This window comes from Deltaproteobacteria bacterium, assembly GCA_016208165.1.
In the GTDB taxonomy this organism is placed as follows: Bacteria; Desulfobacterota; Desulfarculia; order JACQYL01; family JACQYL01; genus JACQYL01.
Map to the genome: position 1 here is coordinate 13,924 of JACQYL010000137.1, position 20,652 is coordinate 34,575.

General features: G+C 55.1%; 21 protein-coding genes. 11 read left to right on the forward strand and 10 right to left on the reverse strand.

All coding sequences use genetic code 11. The features are described 5' to 3' along the window. Positions 1-18: 18 nt before the first annotated feature. From obgE to HY788_23915, 6 genes are all read right to left on the reverse strand, one after another. Positions 19-1,029: a GTPase ObgE gene (obgE, locus tag HY788_23890; protein MBI4777185.1), complete on the reverse strand. Its 1,011-nt coding sequence runs from the start codon at positions 1,027-1,029 to the stop codon at positions 19-21. 381 nt (positions 1,030-1,410) lie between these two features. Next, positions 1,411-1,665 carry a 50S ribosomal protein L27 gene (rpmA, locus tag HY788_23895; protein ID MBI4777186.1) on the reverse strand — a complete coding sequence of 85 codons (255 nt, stop codon included), beginning with the start codon at positions 1,663-1,665 and terminating at the stop codon, positions 1,411-1,413. A gap of 2 nt (positions 1,666-1,667) precedes the next feature. Then, positions 1,668-1,982, reverse strand: coding sequence for a 50S ribosomal protein L21 (gene rplU / locus HY788_23900; protein ID MBI4777187.1), 315 nt, complete (start codon positions 1,980-1,982; stop codon positions 1,668-1,670). 94 nt (positions 1,983-2,076) lie between these two features. Continuing rightward, a complete protein-coding gene (gene gltX / locus HY788_23905) occupies positions 2,077-3,498 on the reverse strand; it encodes a glutamate--tRNA ligase (GenBank protein MBI4777188.1) in 1,422 nt (473 codons plus the stop codon). 212 nt (positions 3,499-3,710) lie between these two features. Further along, the gene (gene amrB, locus HY788_23910) at positions 3,711-4,514 is read right to left on the reverse strand and encodes an AmmeMemoRadiSam system protein B (protein MBI4777189.1); all 804 of its coding nucleotides are present in this window, start codon (positions 4,512-4,514) and stop codon (positions 3,711-3,713) included. Positions 4,515-5,162: 648 nt separating this feature from the next. Beyond that, positions 5,163-5,663 (reverse strand): hypothetical protein, encoded by a 501-nt coding sequence (locus HY788_23915; protein ID MBI4777190.1) that lies wholly within the window; start codon positions 5,661-5,663, stop codon positions 5,163-5,165. Positions 5,664-5,908: 245 nt separating this feature from the next. Between HY788_23915 and HY788_23920 the strand changes: the two genes are divergently transcribed. The 4 genes from HY788_23920 to HY788_23935 are packed head-to-tail and all read left to right on the forward strand — an operon-like array spanning position 5,909 to position 7,773. Continuing rightward, positions 5,909-6,283, forward strand: a complete 375-nt coding sequence (locus HY788_23920) for a type II toxin-antitoxin system RelE/ParE family toxin (protein ID MBI4777191.1) — start codon at positions 5,909-5,911, stop codon at positions 6,281-6,283. Then, on the forward strand, positions 6,273-6,830 hold the full coding sequence (locus HY788_23925; protein MBI4777192.1) for an XRE family transcriptional regulator: 558 nt from the start codon (positions 6,273-6,275) through the stop codon (positions 6,828-6,830). Before HY788_23920 ends, HY788_23925 begins: the two co-directional genes overlap by 11 nt. After that, on the forward strand, positions 6,827-7,486 hold the full coding sequence (locus HY788_23930; GenBank protein MBI4777193.1) for a hypothetical protein: 660 nt from the start codon (positions 6,827-6,829) through the stop codon (positions 7,484-7,486). Before HY788_23925 ends, HY788_23930 begins: the two co-directional genes overlap by 4 nt. Then, entirely contained in the window at positions 7,486-7,773 is a 288-nt protein-coding gene (locus tag HY788_23935; GenBank protein ID MBI4777194.1) for a hypothetical protein, read from the forward strand. Before HY788_23930 ends, HY788_23935 begins: the two co-directional genes overlap by 1 nt. Positions 7,774-7,865: 92 nt before the next feature. On the opposite strand, the gene HY788_23940 is transcribed toward HY788_23935, so the two are convergent. From HY788_23940 to HY788_23955, 4 genes are all read right to left on the reverse strand, one after another. After that, a complete protein-coding gene (locus tag HY788_23940; GenBank protein MBI4777195.1) occupies positions 7,866-9,164 on the reverse strand; it encodes a TRAP transporter large permease in 1,299 nt (432 codons plus the stop codon). A gap of 9 nt (positions 9,165-9,173) precedes the next feature. Next, positions 9,174-9,689, reverse strand: coding sequence for a TRAP transporter small permease (locus HY788_23945; GenBank protein ID MBI4777196.1), 516 nt, complete (start codon positions 9,687-9,689; stop codon positions 9,174-9,176). Between the two features lie 31 nt (positions 9,690-9,720). After that, on the reverse strand, positions 9,721-10,779 hold the full coding sequence (dctP, locus tag HY788_23950) for a TRAP transporter substrate-binding protein DctP (GenBank protein ID MBI4777197.1): 1,059 nt from the start codon (positions 10,777-10,779) through the stop codon (positions 9,721-9,723). Positions 10,780-10,953: 174 nt separating this feature from the next. Continuing rightward, on the reverse strand, positions 10,954-12,018 hold the full coding sequence (locus tag HY788_23955) for a uroporphyrinogen decarboxylase family protein (protein MBI4777198.1): 1,065 nt from the start codon (positions 12,016-12,018) through the stop codon (positions 10,954-10,956). A 557-nt stretch (positions 12,019-12,575) separates the two neighbouring features. Between HY788_23955 and HY788_23960 the strand changes: the two genes are divergently transcribed. The 7 genes from HY788_23960 (at position 12,576) to rplM (ending at position 20,647) form a co-directional block, all read left to right on the forward strand. Continuing rightward, the gene (locus HY788_23960; GenBank protein ID MBI4777199.1) at positions 12,576-12,995 is read left to right on the forward strand and encodes a hypothetical protein; all 420 of its coding nucleotides are present in this window, start codon (positions 12,576-12,578) and stop codon (positions 12,993-12,995) included. 192 nt (positions 12,996-13,187) lie between these two features. Further along, entirely contained in the window at positions 13,188-14,516 is a 1,329-nt protein-coding gene (locus HY788_23965; protein MBI4777200.1) for a TolC family protein, read from the forward strand. A gap of 1 nt (position 14,517) precedes the next feature. Next, complete coding sequence (locus HY788_23970; GenBank protein ID MBI4777201.1) at positions 14,518-15,777, forward strand: efflux RND transporter periplasmic adaptor subunit; 1,260 nt, start codon at positions 14,518-14,520, stop codon at positions 15,775-15,777. A gap of 15 nt (positions 15,778-15,792) precedes the next feature. After that, complete coding sequence (locus HY788_23975) at positions 15,793-18,900, forward strand: efflux RND transporter permease subunit (GenBank protein MBI4777202.1); 3,108 nt, start codon at positions 15,793-15,795, stop codon at positions 18,898-18,900. Beyond that, complete coding sequence (locus HY788_23980) at positions 18,897-19,235, forward strand: P-II family nitrogen regulator (GenBank protein ID MBI4777203.1); 339 nt, start codon at positions 18,897-18,899, stop codon at positions 19,233-19,235. The genes HY788_23975 and HY788_23980 overlap by 4 nt, the downstream gene beginning before the upstream one ends. 71 nt (positions 19,236-19,306) lie before the next feature. Continuing rightward, positions 19,307-19,870, forward strand: coding sequence for a hypothetical protein (locus HY788_23985; protein MBI4777204.1), 564 nt, complete (start codon positions 19,307-19,309; stop codon positions 19,868-19,870). Positions 19,871-20,215: 345 nt separating this feature from the next. Then, positions 20,216-20,647 carry a 50S ribosomal protein L13 gene (gene rplM / locus HY788_23990; protein ID MBI4777205.1) on the forward strand — a complete coding sequence of 144 codons (432 nt, stop codon included), beginning with the start codon at positions 20,216-20,218 and terminating at the stop codon, positions 20,645-20,647. Positions 20,648-20,652 lie beyond the last annotated feature (5 nt).

The window sequence follows — 20,652 nt, forward strand, 5'->3', positions numbered from 1 at the left end:
TGCTTTCACCTCTCTGCTTCAGACCTCCTCATGCTCGTTCAGCATCCGGGCCAACAGGAGTTTCAGAGTGACGATACCCTCTCCCGTGGCGGCTGAAACGGCGATCGTTTCAACGCCTATTTCTTTATATCGCTTTTCAGCGGCGGGCAACCGTTTTCTAACCTCCGGAAGGTCCAGCTTGTTGAAAACCACGATTTCACGCTTTGCATCGAGCCCGCGGCCATATTGGCTGATTTCGTTACGAACGGTCCGGTATGGCTTCAGCGGGTCTTCAGCCTCGGGATCCGAGAGGTCGATTAAGTGCAACAGAAAGCGCGTCCTTTCGAGGTGCTTTAGAAATCGCAACCCAAGGCCCGCACCCATGTGTGCGTTCTCGATGAGGCCGGGTACCTCCGCCAGGACGAACGGTTCGCCCTCCTCCACAGTCACTACGCCCAATTGGGGATGTAACGTGGTAAAGGGATAGTCGGCTATTTTCGGATGAGCGGCGGACATTCTCGAGACCAGGCTCGATTTCCCTGCGTTCGGCTTGCCGGCAACGCCCACGTCCGCAAGCACCTTGAGTTCCAGGCGAACCCACATCTCCTGACCCGGCTCTCCGGGCTGTGAAAAGCGCGGCGTCCGGTGCGTGGCCGTGGCAAAATGAGCATTTCCCTTGCCGCCTCGTCCGCCTGCAAGCAACACGACCCTCTGACCGGGCTCGCTCAAGTCCTGCAACAATTCTCCGGTATCCGTATTGTATATCACGGTGCCCACAGGCACCCGAATCTCCCGGTCCTTGCCCGACCTGCCGGTCATGTTCTTTCCGCTTCCGTTCCGCCCGCGTTCCGCCTTGAAATGCTGCTGGTACTTGAAATCCAGGAGGGTGTTCATCCCTGGATCCGCCACGACGACGATGTTCCCTCCCTTACCGCCGTCCCCACCGTCCGGTCCCCCTTTGGGCAGAAAACGTTCCCTGCGGAAACTGAGGCATCCACCGCCGCCGTCCCCGGATTTGATCCAAACCTTGGCTTCGTCGATAAACTTCATGGAACGATCGCTTCCCCGGCTTCTCCCGTTTTAGAACGGGAAATCCGTAGATGCCGCATAGGGGTTTCGCGATTCAGTTCTCCCAAGATCGCCGCTCCTTGAGGTCTCCTTCGCACCCCTTCTGTTTTTGAATCAATTCGCTTCTTGTAGGTCGGACCTGGCGGGAATTCGCGTTCCGTTTTCCATTCTCATCTCTTACCCGTTCCTTCCGATGGGGAAACCCGACCATCGGCAGTTCCGGCAAGAAACGGAATCGGAAAACGGCTGCTGGACAATGAGGGAACTGAGATCCTTTTCAAGACGGGGGCATTTCCGCCGCGACTGATTTCCGTCCGAATCGGGACGCATCCCGAACTCGCGGCAGAAGTCCACGTAGTGCTATCAGGCGGGATACACGCTCACTTGCTGGCGCTTGTCGTTGTATCGTTCGAACTTGACCACTCCGTCGATCAACGAAAACAACGTATAGTCCCTCCCGAGCCCCACGTTATTGCCGGGATGAAATTTGGTGCCGCATTGCCGGACCAGAATGTTGCCGGCCCGCACCAATTGGCCGCCGTATCGTTTGACGCCTCGGCGCTGACCCTGGCTGTCTCGTCCGTTTCTCGAGCTTCCTCCGGCCTTCTTATGCGCCATGGCTAGTTCTCCTTGATCTCTTTGATTCGAAGGGCGGTGTAATACTGGCGATGGCCCCGTTTCTTGCGATAGCCCTTCCTGCGTTTGGATTTGAATACAATAATCTTCTTGCCGCGTTCCTGGGCAACGATTTGTCCGACTACGGAGACGTTGTCCAACAGCGGCCGACCCACTTTGATGTCTTCGTCCTGAGCCACCAGGAGAGGCGCACCCAACGAAATCTCGGCGCCGACGTCTCCCTCGAGTTTTTCCACGCGCAGTACGTCCCCAGGAGAGACTTTATATTGTTTTCCACCGGTTTGGATCACTGCGTACATCTGGGGAACCTCCTAAAGAAATAAAAAAATTATATTATAATGATTTAAGGCCCATGTCAATAACCTTTTTTCTTGCCATCCTCTCTCGGAACATTCATTCGCCCTTCATCCGGCCCAAGGCTTCCCGCATACGCCTCAGCGTCTTTTCCCTGCCCAACACCTCGAGCACCTCGAAGATGCCCGGGCTGACCGTCTTGCCGGTAAGCGACACCCGCAGCGGCTGAGCGATGCGGCCGAATTTCACCTCATATTGCTCCATCAGTTGCTCGAAAACCGGTTGCAGGTGCGCCTCGTCCCACGGATCTACGCCCTCTATCGCCGTCGCCAGGGCTTCAAATAGAGGCGCCAGGTCCTGCGTCAGGAACTTCTTCATCGCCTGCTCGTCATACTCCACCGCGTCTCTGAAATAGAACGCCGCTCCATCGGCCATCTCTTCCAACGTTTTGGAACGGGTTTGAAGCGTTGCAGCGGCCGCGGCCACGACCCCGCGATCCGGTTCTTCGATTCCCGCTCGCTTCAGGAACGGAATCAGAGGCTCGACCAGGTCGGCAGGATCGGACTCCTTGATGTAATGGCTGTTCAGCCAGAGCAGCTTCTCGGGATTGAATACGCCCGCGGACTTCCCAACGTTTTCCAGGCTGAATTTCTCCAGGAGCTCACTCCGTGAGAAAACCTCCTGGTCCCCGCTAGACCACCCCAAGCGGACCAGGTAGTTCAGCAATGCACCCGGCAGGTATCCCATATCCCGATAGGCCAGCACGCTCGTGGCTCCGTGCCTTTTGCTGAGCCTGGTCTTGTCCGACCCTAAAATCATGGGAACGTGGGCGTACTTAGGCAACGGAACGCCCAACGCATTGTAGATAAGGATTTGTCGCGGTGTATTGTTCACGTGATCGTCGCCCCGGATGACATGGGTCACGTTCATCGTAATATCGTCCACCACCACGGCCAGGTGGTACGTGGGACTCCCGTCGCTTCGTTGCAGGATCAAGTCGTCGAGTTCGCCGTTGTCAAAGGAAATGGGGCCTTTGATCAGATCGTTGTATCGGGTTTCCCCCATGACCGGCGACCGGAGTCTGACCACGGCCCCTTTTGCCGGCCCCAGGCCCAAATCCCGGCATTTCCGGTCGTACATGGGCTTACGCCCCTGGGCCAGAGCTTCTTTTCTCTTGAATTCCAACTCATCCGGCTGGCAATGACAGTAGTACGCCTCTCCCCTGTCCAGTAGCCGCCGGATGTGGTCCACGTACAGTTCCGTCCGTTTCGATTGATAGTAGGGACCTTCGTCCCAATCCAGACCCATCCAGCGCATGCCTTCCAGTATGGCGTCCACATACTCGTCCGACGATCGGGCCACGTCCGTGTCTTCCAGCCGCAAAATAAACGTTCCCCCGTTCTGTCGGGCGAACAGCCAATTGAACAAAGCCGTTCGTGCGCCCCCGATATGAAGATATCCCGTTGGGCTCGGAGGGAACCGGGTAATTACCTTTTCCACTTGATTGTCCTCGCTTTCCATACAAACCGATCCGGACCGGCACCGGTTCCAAACCACATTTTCGATCAAATCTCAAGCCCCTCCGCGAAAAAACGACTCGAGGATCTTTTCGTCCGTCCAACGTCCCCGTTTCCCGAAGGCCTTTCTCCCAACAGAAATCCCCCGCCCGAAAAGGCCGGGGGACCGCGTGGATGGCCGACGGCCGTGGATCGGCCCGGTGGCGCCTTTCGGCGTTAATGAATGATGAACCCCGCGTATCCGACCACTTGGCCGTAGTCCCCGGTCGCGTCGCCGCTGGTGGCGTAGGCCGTCAGATCGCTGTTCTCGGCGCCCAGCTCCAAACAGGCCAACAGGGTGATCGTGACGGGAATCACTCCGCACATGGAAATACCATGGTCCACCACGGTCCGGTACAATCCTTCCGGGTCCATGGCTTTGATACGATCCATGGCCATACGGTCTTTCCGGCCCGCGGCTTCCTGGGATTCGTAGTGCGTCATGTCCGAACTTGCGACGATTAACGTCGGGTCGCCGATTTCCTCGATACTCTGCGCCAAAGCGTGTCCTATGGATACACAATCCGAGTACTTAAGAAACGACAGTGCAACCGGGGTCAGCTTGAAATCCGATCGGATTCCCTGGATGAAAGGCAACTGAACTTCCAGGGAATGCTCGTAACGGTGGGCCTCGGCGTCGACTTTCATCAACGGACAGTGGGCCACCAACCGATCCGCCATAACCGAATCGAGTTCCACTCTCCCATTGGGCATGTCCCAGGAACCGTCTCTCATAACGGCCACACGCGATCCGATTCCCCGGTGGTTCACGCCCAGCAGCACCACGCGCTCGGGAATCCGGATCCTCGAGTACACGCTGCCCGCCACTTTACCTGAATACATGTACCCTGCATGGGGCGCCACCACACCACGGGCCGTTTGTTTGGACACATTTTTTTCCAGATACCCCTGAACCTCCCGAGCCAAAACGGCTGGGTTTCCGGGATAGAATTGATCGGCTACTGCCGGAGGTCTGAGCATCCTTGTCTCCTTCCTGAGGTACGTCGGAAATTCTTCTCAGGTTCCATCAGAGAGTCCGGCTCCGCTTCTCTCACGCGAAAGCCGGCAAGCCGTGCGAGGCCGGGCGCTTTCAACAGGTTTCTCCGATGCCGCGTCACGCGCGCATCGCCCGCCCCTTTTCGGAAAAACCCCTCGTTGCCGGGACCCGCCCAAGCGCGTCGTACCTCTCCCGCGCGCGCTCTTTTCTATTCTATTGTCAAAAATTATAGCATGGTCTCGGGTTTGAATTCAAGGAAACCCACTCCCGGTTAGTGTCCTAATTTGCCGCCCTCAAAAAATCTTCTATAATCCACAATCGGTCGGTGACTTGCTCTTCCGTGGCAGGAGTCACTTTCAATGTCTTGTGAATCCTCACAAAATTGTAATAGGCAGAGTGAAGAGCAACAACGGCCTTCAGGTTTTCAAGTTTCTTACTGAACGCATTCGTTAGCCGAGTAAAAAGGCGCATGGACATTCTGATTGTAAGATTTTGTCTTTCCAAAAAAGAAGGTGAAGATTTTGTTAGGATCGGAGTTTCCCGCGATTTTCCTTTTTTTCCATGGCGATCGCCTCTGGGGGGAGACCGTACCTACCCGGTCCAATTGGTCGCTCCCCGTAGGACCTTACAATCTACGCATAATCCACTTCTGCGCCAAAGCTTTCCTCAACGGCATCGACGCGTTGGCAAAGCATATCTGAGCTTAACTGGATACGGGTAGTCAGGGAAGAGCGAAGGTCGGAAATGACGTCTCTGGCTGTCTCAATATTACGTCTTGCGATCTGAATGGTTGGAACGAGCACAGTGTCAGAGTCAAGCGCAACCCACGTCCAAAAGTCGCCCATTTCAAAAGGGTTATCCGCCCTGTTAAGGTGTGGTTTCTTGTTGCCGAAAAAAGTCCAAATTTCGTCCAACTGGATGCTCTCGCACTGAAGGCCCTTCATGGTTTTATTCGGAAGTTTTTGACAGCCTTCCCATGTAGGCACCAAAAGGCGTGTAATCGTATCCCTGCGGACCCCTGTCATTTGCTCAGTGGATCTAATGGGGCAACCTTCCACCCTGTGGACGAGATAACTCCCTCTTGCTTTCGGAACTTCAATGGGAACTTCAAATTGTTCATTGCGATGCCCCATTAAGCGTGTTATCTTGAAAAACTTGTTTAGTGGGGCCACTCGGGATCGAACCCGAGCAGTCGGGTGTAAACCCACAACTACGAGCGCCCAACTCTGGCCCCACGTCTCAAGGGGAATAGGTTGTGTTCTCAACTTAATTCCCCTTTTATTTTGCGCAGTTGCCGTGTTCATAGAATGGAGTATAATAATTTTATTATATTCGGCCAAGCGGGAAATGCTTGCCAATATAAGATTTTTGTTATAATATGAGCATATGGAAGTTCAAAGTATTTCTTAGCAACCGAGAACTCGACACCTTCGAGGAGTGGTTGACTGATCAGGACAAAGAGGCTCGTGTAAGAATTAGGAATACTATCGCGTACTTGGCAAACATAGAAAGACACCAGTGGGGTAGGCCGTACTTTGCTCCGATAGGTAAAAGCATCTATGAAATCAGGGTTCAGAGCGGAAAAAAGCAATATAGAATTTTTGGCTGTTTTGGCTTCGGGCCTCAAACATTTACACTATTAATAGGAACAGGCAAAAAGGGAAAGACTTATACTCCAAAAGACGCGATAAAGACTGCCCAAAAAAGGCGCAAACTAATTGATGAGGATAGGGGCTATTTAGGTGAATACTGACGAAAGAGAAATCCTTAAGGAAGAATTAAAGGACAAAGAATACAGGGATATTTTTGTTTCTGTGACCGTCGATCAAACGATACCATTTCAGATTAGAACTATGAGGTTATCTAAGGATCGACATTGGACGCAAGAGGAGTTGGCCAAAAGGTCAGGTATGATGCAACCTAGAATTGCGGCCTGTGAGAATCCAAACTATGGTAAATTTTCCCTACAAACTTTAAAACGAATAGCTGCCGCTTTCGATGTGGCCTTGATAGTTAGGTTTGCTCCATTTAGTGAGCTTGTTGAATGGAAAGCAAACCTATCACCTGATAGTTTCAATGTGAGAAATTTTGAAAATGAAGAACATTATTTTTATAGGATTACTGAAACAGAAACAACAGGTTCGCTTTCATTAAGAGAGGAATATTCAGGACCACAGGTAGATCAATCGCTAAAGTATAATGAACTCCCCAAATCGGCGTCGAACATATTGACTTTGTCGAGTGAAGGAAACCAAGCCATTCCGGAAATGCCCATAGAAAGAAAACGAGTAGCGCGATGAACCTATTATCTGTTAAACTGGCAAGGAGTATTTGGTTAGGACCGATTTCAGACCTAAACCCAAAAGGCATTAGTATCGCTCGAAGCCTATTTCCTTTTCTAATAGATACGTATAAATTTATGGAATACCCGTCTTCTACAAAAACTGAAGATCCACAAGCGGGACTTAAATTCGAGAACGGTGAGTTTGAAATCGATGGACATGACTATCCAATTCACATCAATTCTTTAACTCTATACCTTGATGGAATAACAGTTGATACTCACTCCTCTACCAATTATTCTGATGTCATTTTAGATAACGTACTTACAAAATCAGAGCAACTTTTTGGTGGACCTGTCTATGCTTCAATAATTAAGCAAAAATTATACGTTAGTGAGGTCTACGTTTCAACTGATCAAGTCTTGGAAAGACTCAACTCAAAACTGAAACAAATTTCTAACTATTTGATTAAATATTTTGGAAAAGAAATAAACTTTCAAGCTGGTGGTATTTCATTTTGGCCAGATCCAAAAAACAAGTTCAATCCAAGACCATTTGCTTTCGAAAGAGCGGTTGAAGCACCATTTTCGGAAAACAGATACTACTCAATAGCCCCAATACCAACCGACAAACATCTTGAGTTATTAGATAAACTAGAAATGATTCTAAGCTAATGAAGACCGAATTGAAAGAAGCCGTGGAGCAATTACATAACTGCAAAGCAGAGTGGTCTGAATCTATTCCAATTAACGAAACCTTTCAGGGTCACACAGTTTGGGAAGGTAAGGTTCAGGTTTTCGAACTATCAAGCCATCCGAAGGTTAAAAAGTGCTATGTTTGGTCTCACCCTATGGAAGGATCAGACAAGAGTAAATTCTATGCCATTCTCCATCAAGGTCCTGTAGACTCCCCCGAGGCCTGCGTGCGGGCGGCAATCGTCAGTGAATATGGCGAAAAATAATCCTTTCTGGAAATTCAAATTAGGACACTACCCACTCCCGGTCGCAACCTCCTAGGACGAACTCCAAGGATCGAGCCGGATCTTCGTCAAAGTTAATTCAACATCCGGTCCGGCAGCCACGTGGCCAGCGCCGGGAAAAGCACCAGCAGGGACACCACGACCATCTCCATAACCACGAACCAGGCCACCCCGGCGAATACCTGCCTCGACGGCAATCCGGAAACCCGTTTGATGATAATGACATTGGTGCCCACCGGTGGAGTGATCAGACTCACTTCGATCATCACCGTTACCACGATCCCGAACCAGACGCCGTCAAACCCGAGTTTTGTGATCACCGGAAAAAAAACCGGAACGGTCAGCACCAGCATTCCGATCACATCCATCATACACCCCAGTATCAGGTATACCACCAAAATCGCCGTCAGTATCACGTAACGATTGGCGGGCAGCGAGATCACCCAGTCGGCAAACGACACGGTGAGCCCCGTGATGGATATGAATTGCGTGAACATCGAGGCTCCCAGGAGGATGGCCACGATCATCGCCGTGAGGCGAATGGCCTGGCCCAGCGCTTCTCCGAGCACGTATCGGTCCAGCTTTCTTACGGCCGCCAATATGCCCAAGGCTCCCGCCGCTCCGATGCCCGCCCCTTCCGTAGGCGTAAACCAGCCCAAAAACATGCCGCCGATGACGAGCAAAAATAGAAGGGTGACTCCCCAGACCCTCCAGGGCGCACGAAATCGTTCCCGCCAGGAAGATGTTGCTCCGCTCGGAGCCATGTTCGGATGGCGGACGGCCCGGAAATAAATCAGGCCGCTGAAAATCATCGCAGTCAGCAGTCCCGGAATGATTCCTCCCACGAAAAGGCGGCCTATGGATTCTTCGGCCAGAAGCCCGTACAGCACCATGGGAATGCTCGGGGGAATCAGGATGCCCAGGGTTCCGGCGGCCGCGATGGTTCCCACGGCAAAGGTGGGATCGTACCGATGGCGCTCCAGTTCCGGCAGGGCGATTTCCCCCAGGGTAGCCACAGCGGCTACGCTCGATCCGGTTACGGCTCCGAGACCCGCGGATGCGAACACCGTGGCAATACCCAACCCGCCGGGAACGCTTCCGAACCATTTGTGCATCACATCATACAGCTCCTCGGTGATACCCGATCGGAACGCGAATTGTCCCATCAAAATAAAGAGCGGTATACAAGCCAGCACGAAGTGGGCCGTGTTACTGTACGCCACAATGGAAAAAGCGGCGATTCCCGCTTGCCAATTCGACAAGAGAGCAAACCCGGCGAGTCCCACGCCGGCCATGGCAAAAGCGACGGGCACGCCCAGGGCCAAAAGAACGAGTAGGGCGACGAAGCCCCACACTCCGAACCACGGTTCCATTCTCCCCCTTTAATCATACAAACGGGGTTTTCGGATGATACCCAACTCGTACAGCAGAGAAACAACGAACTGTAGGCAAAACCAGGCGGAACCGATCACCATGGCCGTCTGGGGTAAGCCATGCGGGAGTCCCAGGTCCATGGTGGTGTCACCATGGCGGAAGGAAGCCGAAGCAAGTCGAAAACTAGCGAAGGCAAGGGATCCGAAGATCATGAGGCCCAGGAAGATCGAGACCAGTCGCATCCCTTTTTGAAACCTCGGAGAAGCCCTTTCCAATAGGATCTCGACCCGTATGTGGTCTCCCTTCACCCACGCAAACGAGAAACTGAAAAAGCAGAGAATGCAGAACGAGGTTTCCATGAGATCCATACCACCCTGTACGGCCAGACGCATTCTCCTGAAAACCACGTCCAGGAACACCAGCAGCATGAGAAACAGCATGAGCGTATTTCCCGCGAGAAAGAGCCATCGGCTCGCCTTTGTGACGAAATCCGCGCTTTTCTGAAGGGCGTGTCCGATGCTCACGGGGATCCTCTGCATCCATAAGGAACAACGACTAGCGGTACGTCGGCTTCAGCGCATCGGTATCGCTCCAAAGCCGATACTCAGCCATCAGCGTCTCCATGCGCGCCAGGGTCTCCTTGGCAGGCAGTCCTTCTTCTTCCAAATCCTGTAGCAGCTTTTCCCTGAGAGGTCTCACGGACGATTTCAGGGCATCGAGCTGCTCTGAAGTGGGCTCGTACACTTCCAGCCCTTTCGAAGCCAGATAGGAAAAGGTCGCCGCGTCCGTATCTTGATAATGGAAACCCGACAGGTAGGCGGCTTTGAGGCTCGCTCTCTCGACCCCTTTCTGGAGGTCCTCGGGAAGGCGTTTCCAGGTGTCCAGATTCATGCCCATGAAGAGATGATAGGAGAATAAGTCCAGTTTGAACACATACCGGCTGACTTCCTCCAGTTTGAACGATCTCGCCGCCCCGACGGGGAATACAATACCGTCTACAACGCTCCGCCGCAGGGCCAGATACATATCCCCGTGTTTCAATTGAACGGGAACAGCCCCCCATAACTTAAGCGCTTCGTCGGCAAATCCGCCGCATTTAAGCCTCAATCCCTTGAAGTCCTCCGGCGTCTCCACCTTTTTCTTCGATAGAAGGATTTGAAAATTGGGATCGCCCACCATGAACAGCAGCTTGATGTTCTGGGCTTCCAGGTTCGATGAGAAAGCATCGAGCATCCGGTTCAACACCCATGACGCCTCGGTCCCGTCCGAAAACAGGAAGGGAAGCGTGGTCAATTGAGCCAACGGAAAGGCGCCCGGATGCTGCGAAAGGTGGATATTGGCTATGTCGCAGACCCCGGCTCGGAGCTTCTGATATTTCTCTCCGGACCCGGCCAGCGTACCCGCGGGGAAATAGGTGACTTTTATGCGCCCTTTGGACTCCCGACCGATGTCCCGCGCAAATTCGACCATCACATTGTTCATGTCATGGAGCACGGGCCAGTGCGTGGCCAGTTTCAGCGGGATCGGCTCGGTTTCCGCCGCAACGGCCCCGGTGCCTCCCGTGAGCCACGCAGCCCCCAGAATCACGATTGCCAGGAACACCCGTCGTCTCATTCGAACCCCCTTCTGTGCTTTAAGGTCTCGGCCTTTTCCGATGTCGATCACAACGTTTGCTCTTCATACCGCTATCGTTTTCGCCCCCCGCAGGAGCCTGCCCTGAGCTTGTCGAAGGGTGGCGCCGACTTGAAATGTTTTGAAAGGGGGTTCCCCCCACTGAACTGTCGCAACTCACTCATATCGCCCGAAGGTCCGGGTCGCCTTTACCATGGCGTCGATATGCTCGATGGGATCGCCGCGGTGAATGGAGCAGGAAGGCATCATGACATACCCTCCCCCGGAAGCCGCCTCCTCGATGCACCTTCGTGTTTCCTCCCGGATGCGTTCCGTGGGGCCCGGAGTCAGAACCGTCGGTATGTCCACTCCGCCAAGGATCGCCACCCGATCTCCCCACAGTTGCTTGGCGGTTCGCAGGTCGCACTCCTCGGGAAACTGAAACCCGGCAATGCCCGTATCAATGGCCGCGTCCACCAGGTATCGAAACCGTTCATCCGTGAACCTGCCGTGCGGATGGAAGACCACATCCAATCCCTCCGCCCTGGAAGCCGCCACAATCATCCGAAGGCTGGGAATCGTATATTTCAGATACAGTTCCGGACTGATGATCACCGGTCCGTCCATGGACGACGCCAGGAAGACGAAGTCCGCTCCGGCCCGGGCCAGGTACCGAATATGGCTGATGGCCACCAGGGTGGCGAATTCGACCAGATCCGCGGCAAAGGCGGGATCTTTGAAGAAATCGCGCATCAGCCGCTCCGTACCCCGGTAGATGGTCGCCTTGGTGACGGGCCCGTCGATGTTGGCGGCAACGGCCACTTCGCTGCCGATGCGCTGTTTGACGAGTTCATGCGCTTTCAGAATTCCCGGCAACCGACCGTCCCGATCCATGAGGGGAATACGGGCCTTGGAAAAAAGGCGCTTGTCGGCAAACGGCTCTTCCACCACCCGCGGCACCCCGCGCAAGGGATAATCCGTTCGCCCGCCCAACGGCTCCACGTCCAGGCCCAGATCGTGTATGCTGCCGACGACACAGTCGTGACCGAATCGGCGCCGGCAGGCGATGATCGCATTCGCGGACTTCTCTGCGTCGTACCCTCCGTTGTCACTCCCGGCGCACACTTCGGGAGTGGTGAGATTCAGCAGATCCATGCCGAGAGTCAGGTCGCGCAGGAAAACCGGAACCATGTCGGGCTTTCCGCCGGCGAGAGCCGTCATCATTCGTTCCCTGGAATTCAAAGAACGCCTCCCATACTTGCGGTTCATAACGGTACATTATCACATACTATACATTGTATACTATAGATTGGGGCCGGTCGCCTGTCAAAAGAAAAGAATGATCAACTCTTAAAAAATCAAAAACTTCCCGTTTACGTCATGCCGGCGAAAGCCGGAATCCTGTATTTTCAACAGGTTCCGGACCCCGACTTTCGTCAAGATGACGTCTTTGCGGACTTTTGCGTGACCATCAGGCATGTGATTTCGACAAAGATTCAACCAAGATTAAACGAAGAGGCCGGTTTCAAGTTCAGGAGTACGACCGGTCGGAAGCCGAGCCGATATAGGGTCACAAAGGGTTGCCCTGAAACGATCAGACCCTGAGCTCTTGGTCCGGGGCGCCGTGCCTTGCTGCTTACTCGGCCTCCGACCCGCTCCACGCTCTCGCAACCTATTTGGAGCCGAACCCTGCAGGCCCGGCACGTTTTCAGCCGGGGTGAAAAGCAAAACAGGTTGACCGGAGTGGAGCACCCATATTATAATGCTTCTTAACAACGTCAAAGGAATCCATTTTTTTCATGAACCGCGCTTTGAGACCATCGAGGAAAAAAGGGGGGATTGCCCTGGCGGGGATCCTTGCCTATGTGGCCACCCTGGTATTGGGTGGGTGGGGCGCGTTCGTCTCGTGCTATGGGAGCGAGGGTCATGCAGGCATAGAATCGCTCCAGGAGAATTTTTGTGGACATCCCTTAGGCGCGCCTCTCCCCGCCGGCTTAAGTCCGGGCGCCGAACTCCAACAGACCCATGTTCAGTGCGGAACGTGTGTCGATATCCCCCTTTCCGGTCAAGTCAAACTGCCTTCCAAGGCCGATGTCGTGTCACAATCGAGGGCTACCGTCCATCTCGCCGCGGTCGACCTCACCAAGCCGTTTCCAACACATACGAACGGGCTTCGTTCCGTTCCCCTCGCCTTTCGTACCGTTATCCTCCTGATTTAAACCCGGCGAAATCCCGTTTGTCTTTTGCACCCCGTCACCGGCGAAGGTGCGTGATGCCCCGTTGCGTGCGATGCGTCGCTTGCGGGCAAATAAGGAAAAACGTCAGATAGGGGGTCTTTGGTGGGTACCAAGCACTTTTTGCTTATATGGTTCGTTCTTATTCCAGCGAGCGCCTGCGGAGTCAATCGGGATATGGCGGCACGGCCGGAACCGCGCCCCTCGGGAACCGATTTGCCTGCCTACGTCATGCCGGTAGAGCCGCCGCCGAAAGTTTCATCCCGGAAACCGGACTACGAGGAACCGAACGGCGTCCTGAACTTGCATCAAGCCCTGGCCTTGTCCTTGGCCTGGAATCACGAAATAGCGGCCTCATTTGGGGAAGTCCGAGCCCGAGAAGCAAGAACCCTCCAATCTTCCCTGCTTCCCAATCCCGAAATCGATCTGCAGATGGAAAACGTCGGAGGAGGCGACGGGAATGGGGGGGTTGGAGCCGTTGAGACTACTCTGGAGTTAAGTCAACGGATCGAACTGGGCGATAAGCGTTCCAAGCGCTCTCAGGTGGCTGCCTTCGATAGGAATCTGGCCGGCTGGGACTATGAGGCGAAGCGGCTGGACATTTCCGCCTCAACAACCATCGCTTTTTTAGATGTGCTGGCGGCGCAAGAGCAGTTGCGCATTGCCGAAGAAACTCTTCGGCTCTCCGAGCAGGTCTTCAACACGGTGGCTGAACGAGTCAGGGCCGGAAAGGTGTCTCCTCTGGAGGAGACCAGGGCCTCGGTAACCTTATCCATCGGCCGAATCAAAATGGACACATCGGAACGGAACCTGAAGGCGGCTCGGAAGAGGCTTGCATCGAGGTGGAGCTCCACGTCACCGCGTTTTACGAGGGCGGAAGGGAATTTTGACACTCTGGGTCCGATCCCATCGGAGGAGTCCGTAACCGGGCAAACGGCCCGGAATCCTGAAATCGCCCGATGGGATGACGAAATTCAGCGCCGTCGCGCCGCCCTGTCCCTGGAAAAGGCGCGCCGGATTCCGGACCTGACCGTATCCGGAGGGGTCCGCCGATTCGAAGAAACGGACGATCACGCCGCCGTATTCGGGGTTTCGATCCCGGTGCCGTTTTTCGATCGTAACCAGGGCGGGATCCTCGAAGCGGAATCCATGCTGGCCAAGGCCGAAGAGGAACGTCAACTGGCGGAGGTCGCCGTTCGTACCGAACTGGCGGAGACTTATGAAGCCCTTTCATCTTCTTATGCTCAGGCTCTCGCGATGAAGAACGAGGTTTTGCCCGCGACCCAAACCGCCTTTGACGCGGCCAATGAGGGATATCGAGAGGGGAAATTCGGCTTTCTGCAAGTCCTGGACGCTCAACGGACCTTGTTCGAGGCCAAGGGTGAGTACCTCGAGACACTGGCGCGATACCACAAATCGAAGGCTAAGCTGGAACGATTGACCGGACAAGGCTTGGACGGCTCAGACGGAAGCCCGGCGCCGGGGCCTATAGGGGGCAAGCAGTAAGATGAAGACGCGGAACAAGAAGATTCTTCTTTCAATAGGCGTTGTTTTGTCGGGAGCCATTCTTGCAGTAGGAGGTTTTTGGCTCGGGTATCTGCATGGTGATTCTCGGAATGGCCCTTTCGATGAAGAGATGCATACGGTCGATAGCGGCGACCATCAGGAGCACGGACTGACCGAGGAGCATGAGGAACAAGCCGATGACCAACTGGTGCGCGTCCAGCCCGAGGAACTGACGGAGTTCGGTATCGAAACGGCCAAGGCAGGGCCGGGCGAATTGAGTCTATATGTGGATCTGCCCGGTGAGGTCGTCCTCAATGCCGACCGCCTGGCCCACGTGGCGCCCCGAGTTTCAGGCATCGTGCGCGAAGTTCGAAAGAGCGTGGGTGATTCCGTCAATGCCGGCGAAATCTTGGCGGTGCTCGAAAGCCGCGAGTTGGCCGAAGCCAAGGCGGGTTTTTTGGCCGCCATCGAACGCGAGAAGCTTGCTTTAGCCAATTTCGAGCGCGAGGAGCGGCTGTGGCGGAAGAAGGTGACCAGCGAACAGGAGTACCTTGACACCCGCCAGGCCTTGGCCGAGGCGCGCATCACTATGACCTCGGCGGAACAGCAACTTCATGCTCTGGGCTTCACCGATTCGGAGCTTAAAGAGCTGCCCAAGCATTCGGACGCCACCTACACCCGGTTTGTGATCCGAGCGCCATTTGCCGGCACTATTATCGAAAGGCATCTGACCCTGGGCGAAAGTGCCAACGCCGAAGCAGACGTATTCACCATTGCCGATCTTTCCTCGGTGTGGGTGGACATCAACGTCTACCAGAAAGATCTGGCCCGGATCAGCAAAGGGCAGATCGTGACGATCGAGATCGGCCATGGTATTCCAACGGTTTCCGGAAGCATCGCCTGGGTCGGTCCCCTGGTCAGCGAGGCGACTCGCACCGCCAAGGCCCGCGTGGTGCTTCCCAACTCGGAGGGCCGCCTGCGTCCGGGTCTTTTTGTGGTCGCCCGGGTGGCCGTGGGAAGCACGCCGGTCGATATCCTCGTTCCTAATAGCGCCCTTCAGACTTTCGAAAATCGTACCGTGCTTTTTGTCCAAACCGAAGAAGGATTCGAGCCGCAGCCGATCGAAATCGGACAACAGAACGCCACCCACGTGGAAATCCTCTCCGGACTCGAGGCCGGACGGACCTATGTCACCCAAGGGGCCTTCACCCTCAAGGCACAGCTGTCCAAGGGCGCCTTCGGCGACGGCCACAACCATTAAGGAGACGGGATCGTCGTGGAAAGAATCATCCGTTTTGTTCTGCACAGCCGGCTGCTCATGATCCTACTCGGAGTGCTGGTGCTGGCCGCAGGCTGGTTCAGCTATAGGCGATTGCCGGTAGACGCCTTTCCCGACGTCACCCCGGCCCTGGTCCAGGTCTTTACCGAAACCGAGGGACTTGCCCCCGAAGAGGTCGAAAAATACGTGACCTATCCGGTGGAGACGGCCATGAACGGCCTGCCCCGCCTCAAGGAAATCCGCTCCATTTCCAACTTCGGTCTATCCGTCATCAATATCTATTTCGAGGACGGCACCGATGTCTACTTCGCCCGCCAGCTCGTGGGGGAACGGTTGCAGATGGCTCGCGAACAGATCCCGGAGGGATTTGGCGAGCCGGAAATGGGGCCCATCGCCACGGGTCTGGGGCAGATTCTGTTCTACGTGCTCGAAGATGAGAAGGGCGGCCGTACTCCCGAAGAATTGCGCGAAATCCAGGACTGGATGATCAAGTTCAACCTGCAAACGGTGCCCGGCGTGACCGAGGTGCTCTCTCTGGGTGGGGAGGTGAAGCAGTTTCAAGTGCGCGTGCGGCCTGCCGACCTGCTGCGCTTCGGCTTGACCGTCGGGGAGATCGCAGAAAAAGTCAAGGTTAATAACGGCAATGTCGGCGCCCAGTTTCTGGTCAAGAACGACGAAGAGTACATCGTGCGGTCGGTCGGCTTGGCCGAGAAGCTTGATGACTTGGAGCACATCGTGCTCAAAGTGCAGGACGGAACCCCGGTCTACCTCGACCAGGTGGCCGAGGTGGCTATCGGCGGCGAAATCCGACGGGGCCTGGCCACCATGAACGGGACCGGCGAAGTGGTGGTCGGGATGGTGCTTAAGCTGATCGGCGCCAACACCTCCACCGTCATCTCCGACGTCAAGGATAGGCTGGCCGAAATCAATCAGGTGCTCCCCGAGGGAGTGAAGGTGGCCCCCTATTACGATCAAGCCACGCTTGTCTCCAAGTGCGTAAGGACAGTTACGGATGCCCTCGTCTTCGGGGTACTGCTGGTGGTCGGCGTGCTCCTGATCTTCATGGGCGGATTGCGGGCGAGCATCGTTGTGGCCCTGTCCATCCCGTTCTCGATCTTCTTCTCGTTCATCCTGATGAAGGTTTTCGGCGTCAGCGCCAACCTCATGTCCCTTGGAGGCCTGGCCATCGCCATCGGCATGATGGTCGACGCAACCATCGTTATGGTGGAGAACGTGGACCGCATGTTGCGCGAGGCCGATCCCGCGGATTCGCGCATGGCGATCGTTGCCCGAGCCTGCGCCGAAGTAGGTCGCCCCATCATTTTCGCCATTTCCATCATCATCGTCGTTTTTCTTCCCCTCTTCACGCTTCAGGGGGTCGAGGGTAAGACATTCAAGCCCCTTGCCTTCACGGTCTCTCTGGCTATGCTCGGTTCGCTCCTGTACGCCCTGCTGTTGGCGCCGGTCGCCTCGGACCTTCTGATGCGTCGGCCCAAATCGGTGGCCGGCGGCGCAGGCCCCGAACAGGCCTGGATTGTAGATCGCCTGCTGCTTCCCTACCGGCCCACCGTGCGCCTTTTCGTTCGTCGTCCTTCCCTCGCGGTGGGGTTGGCCGTGCTGATGCTCGCGGTGGGGGCCCTGTTGCTGCCGCGCCTCGGTTCGGAATTTGTGCCGCGCCTTGACGAAGGGGATTTGATGATTCGCGCAACCATGGCGCCTTCGATCTCTTTAGAGGAATCACGGAACACCATGCTGCGATTTGAAAGGCGGCTTATGGCCCAATTCCCGGAAGTGACCAGGGTGGTCACTCGCGTAGGCCGTGGAGAGGTCGGAGCTCACGCCGACCCGGTCAACAACGCGGAAGCCTTTGTCGCTTTGAAGCCGCAGGATCAATGGACCAGCGCCGAAAACCCCGATGAACTCTACGCCATGATCAGCGAGGCTTTTGAGGGCTTCCCCGGGGCTCAATTCAACGTCACGCAGCCCATCGCCGCAGCGGTGGACGAGCTACTTACCGGCGCCAAGGCCGAGCTCGCCATCAAGATCTTCGGTCCCGATATGGACGTCCTCAAAAAAAAGGCGGACGAGATCGAGGCGCTGATCCGGGATATTCCCGGGGCCGCCGACGTGCAAAAGGATCAGGTGACCGGTACGCCTCAGCTTCGAATACGCATCGACCGCCGGGCCATCGCACGCTATGGCATCAACGTGGAAGACGTGCAGAGCGTCATCCGCACTGCCGTGGGTGGAGAGGTTAGCGGGCAGATCTTCGAGGGGATCCGCCGTTTTGACATTTTCATCCGTTTCGCCAAGGAAGCCCGCGACGATGCCGAGGCCATCCGGCATATCCTGATCGCGGCCCCCGGCGGCGCAAAGGTGCCCCTCGACCAGATCGCTTCTGTTGAGGAGATTGTCGGTCCGCGCCAGATCACTCGCGAGAACAATCAACGCTTCATCACGGTCCAGTGCAACGTACGCGGACGCGATATCGGTTCTTTCGTCGCCTCCGGCCGGCGGGCCATCGCCGAAAAGCTTCAGATGCCGGCCGGTTATCTGATCGATTGGGGCGGACAGTTCGAGCTGCAGCAAGAGGCCAACAAGCGCCTGGCCCTGGTAGTGCCTGCTACTTTGCTGGTCATCCTGGTTCTACTATTCATGAATTTCAGCTCCCTCAAGAATACCTTCCTGATCTTGCTCAACATCCCTCTGGCCCTGGTCGGCGGGGTGGTGGCTCTGTGGCTGACCGGGGAGAACCTTTCGGTTCCATCCTCGGTCGGCTTCATCGCCCTGTTCGGCGTGGCCCTGGAAAACGGCATGGTGCTGGTCACTTACCTCAACCAGTTGCTGCGCGACGGAGTGCCTCTGGACGAGGCGTCCGTCCGTGGAGCCTGCCTGCGCCTGCGGCCGGTTCTGATGACGGCGCTAACCACGGCCCTGGGTCTTTTCCCGTTGCTGTTCAGCAGCGGGACAGGTAGTGAGGTGCAGCGTCCTCTGGCCACGGTAGTGATAGGAGGACTTGTCACCTCTACTATCCTAACTTTACTAGTTATTCCAGCCCTTTACAGGTGGTTTTCCATCAAGATCGAAGTGGAGAGTCCGTCATGAAGGAAATCAAGGCCTACATCAAGAAGCATAAGCTATCGGAAGTGACCCGGGCCCTCCGGACGATCGAGGGGCTCACCGGAATGAGCGTGATGGAATGCCGTGGTTTCGGCGTCGGCTGGAGTGGCGCCCAAGCCCAGGCCCATGACGATCTCCTGGATTACCAGCATGGCGTCAAAGTCGAGATCATGTGCCGGGATGATCTCGCGGAAGCTGTGGTCACCGCCATCCAAAAGGCCGCGCATACGGGCCTCAAGGGCGACGGCAAGATATACGTGGGCGATATCGGCATGGCGATTCGTATCAGCACCGGCGAGAAAGGCGCCGGCGCCGTATGAAGCGCTCTTTGAAGGAAACCCAAAACAGCGTCTCCCGAAACGTCCAGGTTTTTTATCTAAGGAGGTAAGTAATGCACTCATTTACATTTAAAGCACCGCGGGTAATCGCGACTTGGTTTATTTTCTTTGTGATAATAAGCCAACTTAGCTGTTCTTCAACTAGAGAAAATGCTATAATTGACGAAAATGTGCCGGATCATCCCACACACAAATATCCATACACTGAAGTGATTGGAAACCACCACGTTACATTTTTTGTTGACCACGCGGAAGGTGTCATAGAAGCATGGATATCCGATGCCGTTGAAAAGCCTTATTTGTTGGAAGAGAGCTTCCTTGAAGCAGTCATTACGGATCGAAACGGGATGCACAAAGAAATCCGTCTGTTGCCGACCGACTATGAACGTCGCAGGCTGTACTTACGAAAGGAGACAGTAAGACGAAAGCCATACTCTAACCCTAGGATTCGCAGCAAATGGGTTGCCGAATCCAGCACGTATCGCTACCAAGCAGATTTCCTAAAGTCTTTACACCAATTTACAATGGAACTTGAAGTGCCTGTTGAAGGAAATCGATACATTGCAAGGTTCGAATTCGAGATGCCGGAGGAGGAGAACGCCCACCACCGTCATTAGGAAGCCCCAACGGCCCTGTCTAGCAGCCCGTTGAAAAAGCCGGGTTGTTACAGGCCGTTGAAAAACGATGAGATGCAAGGCGCGCAAATCCCGAGGAACGAGGCGTACATAGAGTACGTCGCAGTGACGAGGGATGAAGCGCAACGCCGCGGATCGCGTTTTTCAGCAGCCTGATAGGAGTGTCACGAACTGTCACAGGGTGCATAAAAGGGAAAGCAATTCGCATCACCCAGTCGCGTAGGTCGGCTCCAAGAAATTGGGAGAGTCCGGAGGAATTTTTTCTTGACAAATTCGGTTGAGTCGCATATTTAATTATTTTGACTTTTTGGGAGGGAGTTCCGACGCATGAAGACATATTCGGCCAAGCCGGAAGACATAAAACGGGAATGGTTCGTGGTGGACGCAGAGGGTAAGACCCTGGGGCGACTGGCGAGCCGCATCGCCCTTCACCTCAGAGGCAAGCACAAACCCATTTACACTCCCCACATGGACACCGGGGACTTTATCGTTGTCGTCAACGCGGAGAAAGTACAGCTGACGGGACGAAAATGGGACCAGAAAATGTACTACCACCACTCGGGGCAGGTGGGAGGCCTCAAGACCACCAGCGCCAAGAAGATGGCCGAGACGCATCCGGAACGCATAATGACGTTCGCCGTGCGCGGCATGCTGCCCAAGAATCCCCTGGGCCGAAGGATGTTAAAGAAACTGAAAGTATACACAGGGCCGGACCATCCGCACAAAGCCCAGCAACCCAAACCGTTGAAGTTCGATTAAGGAGG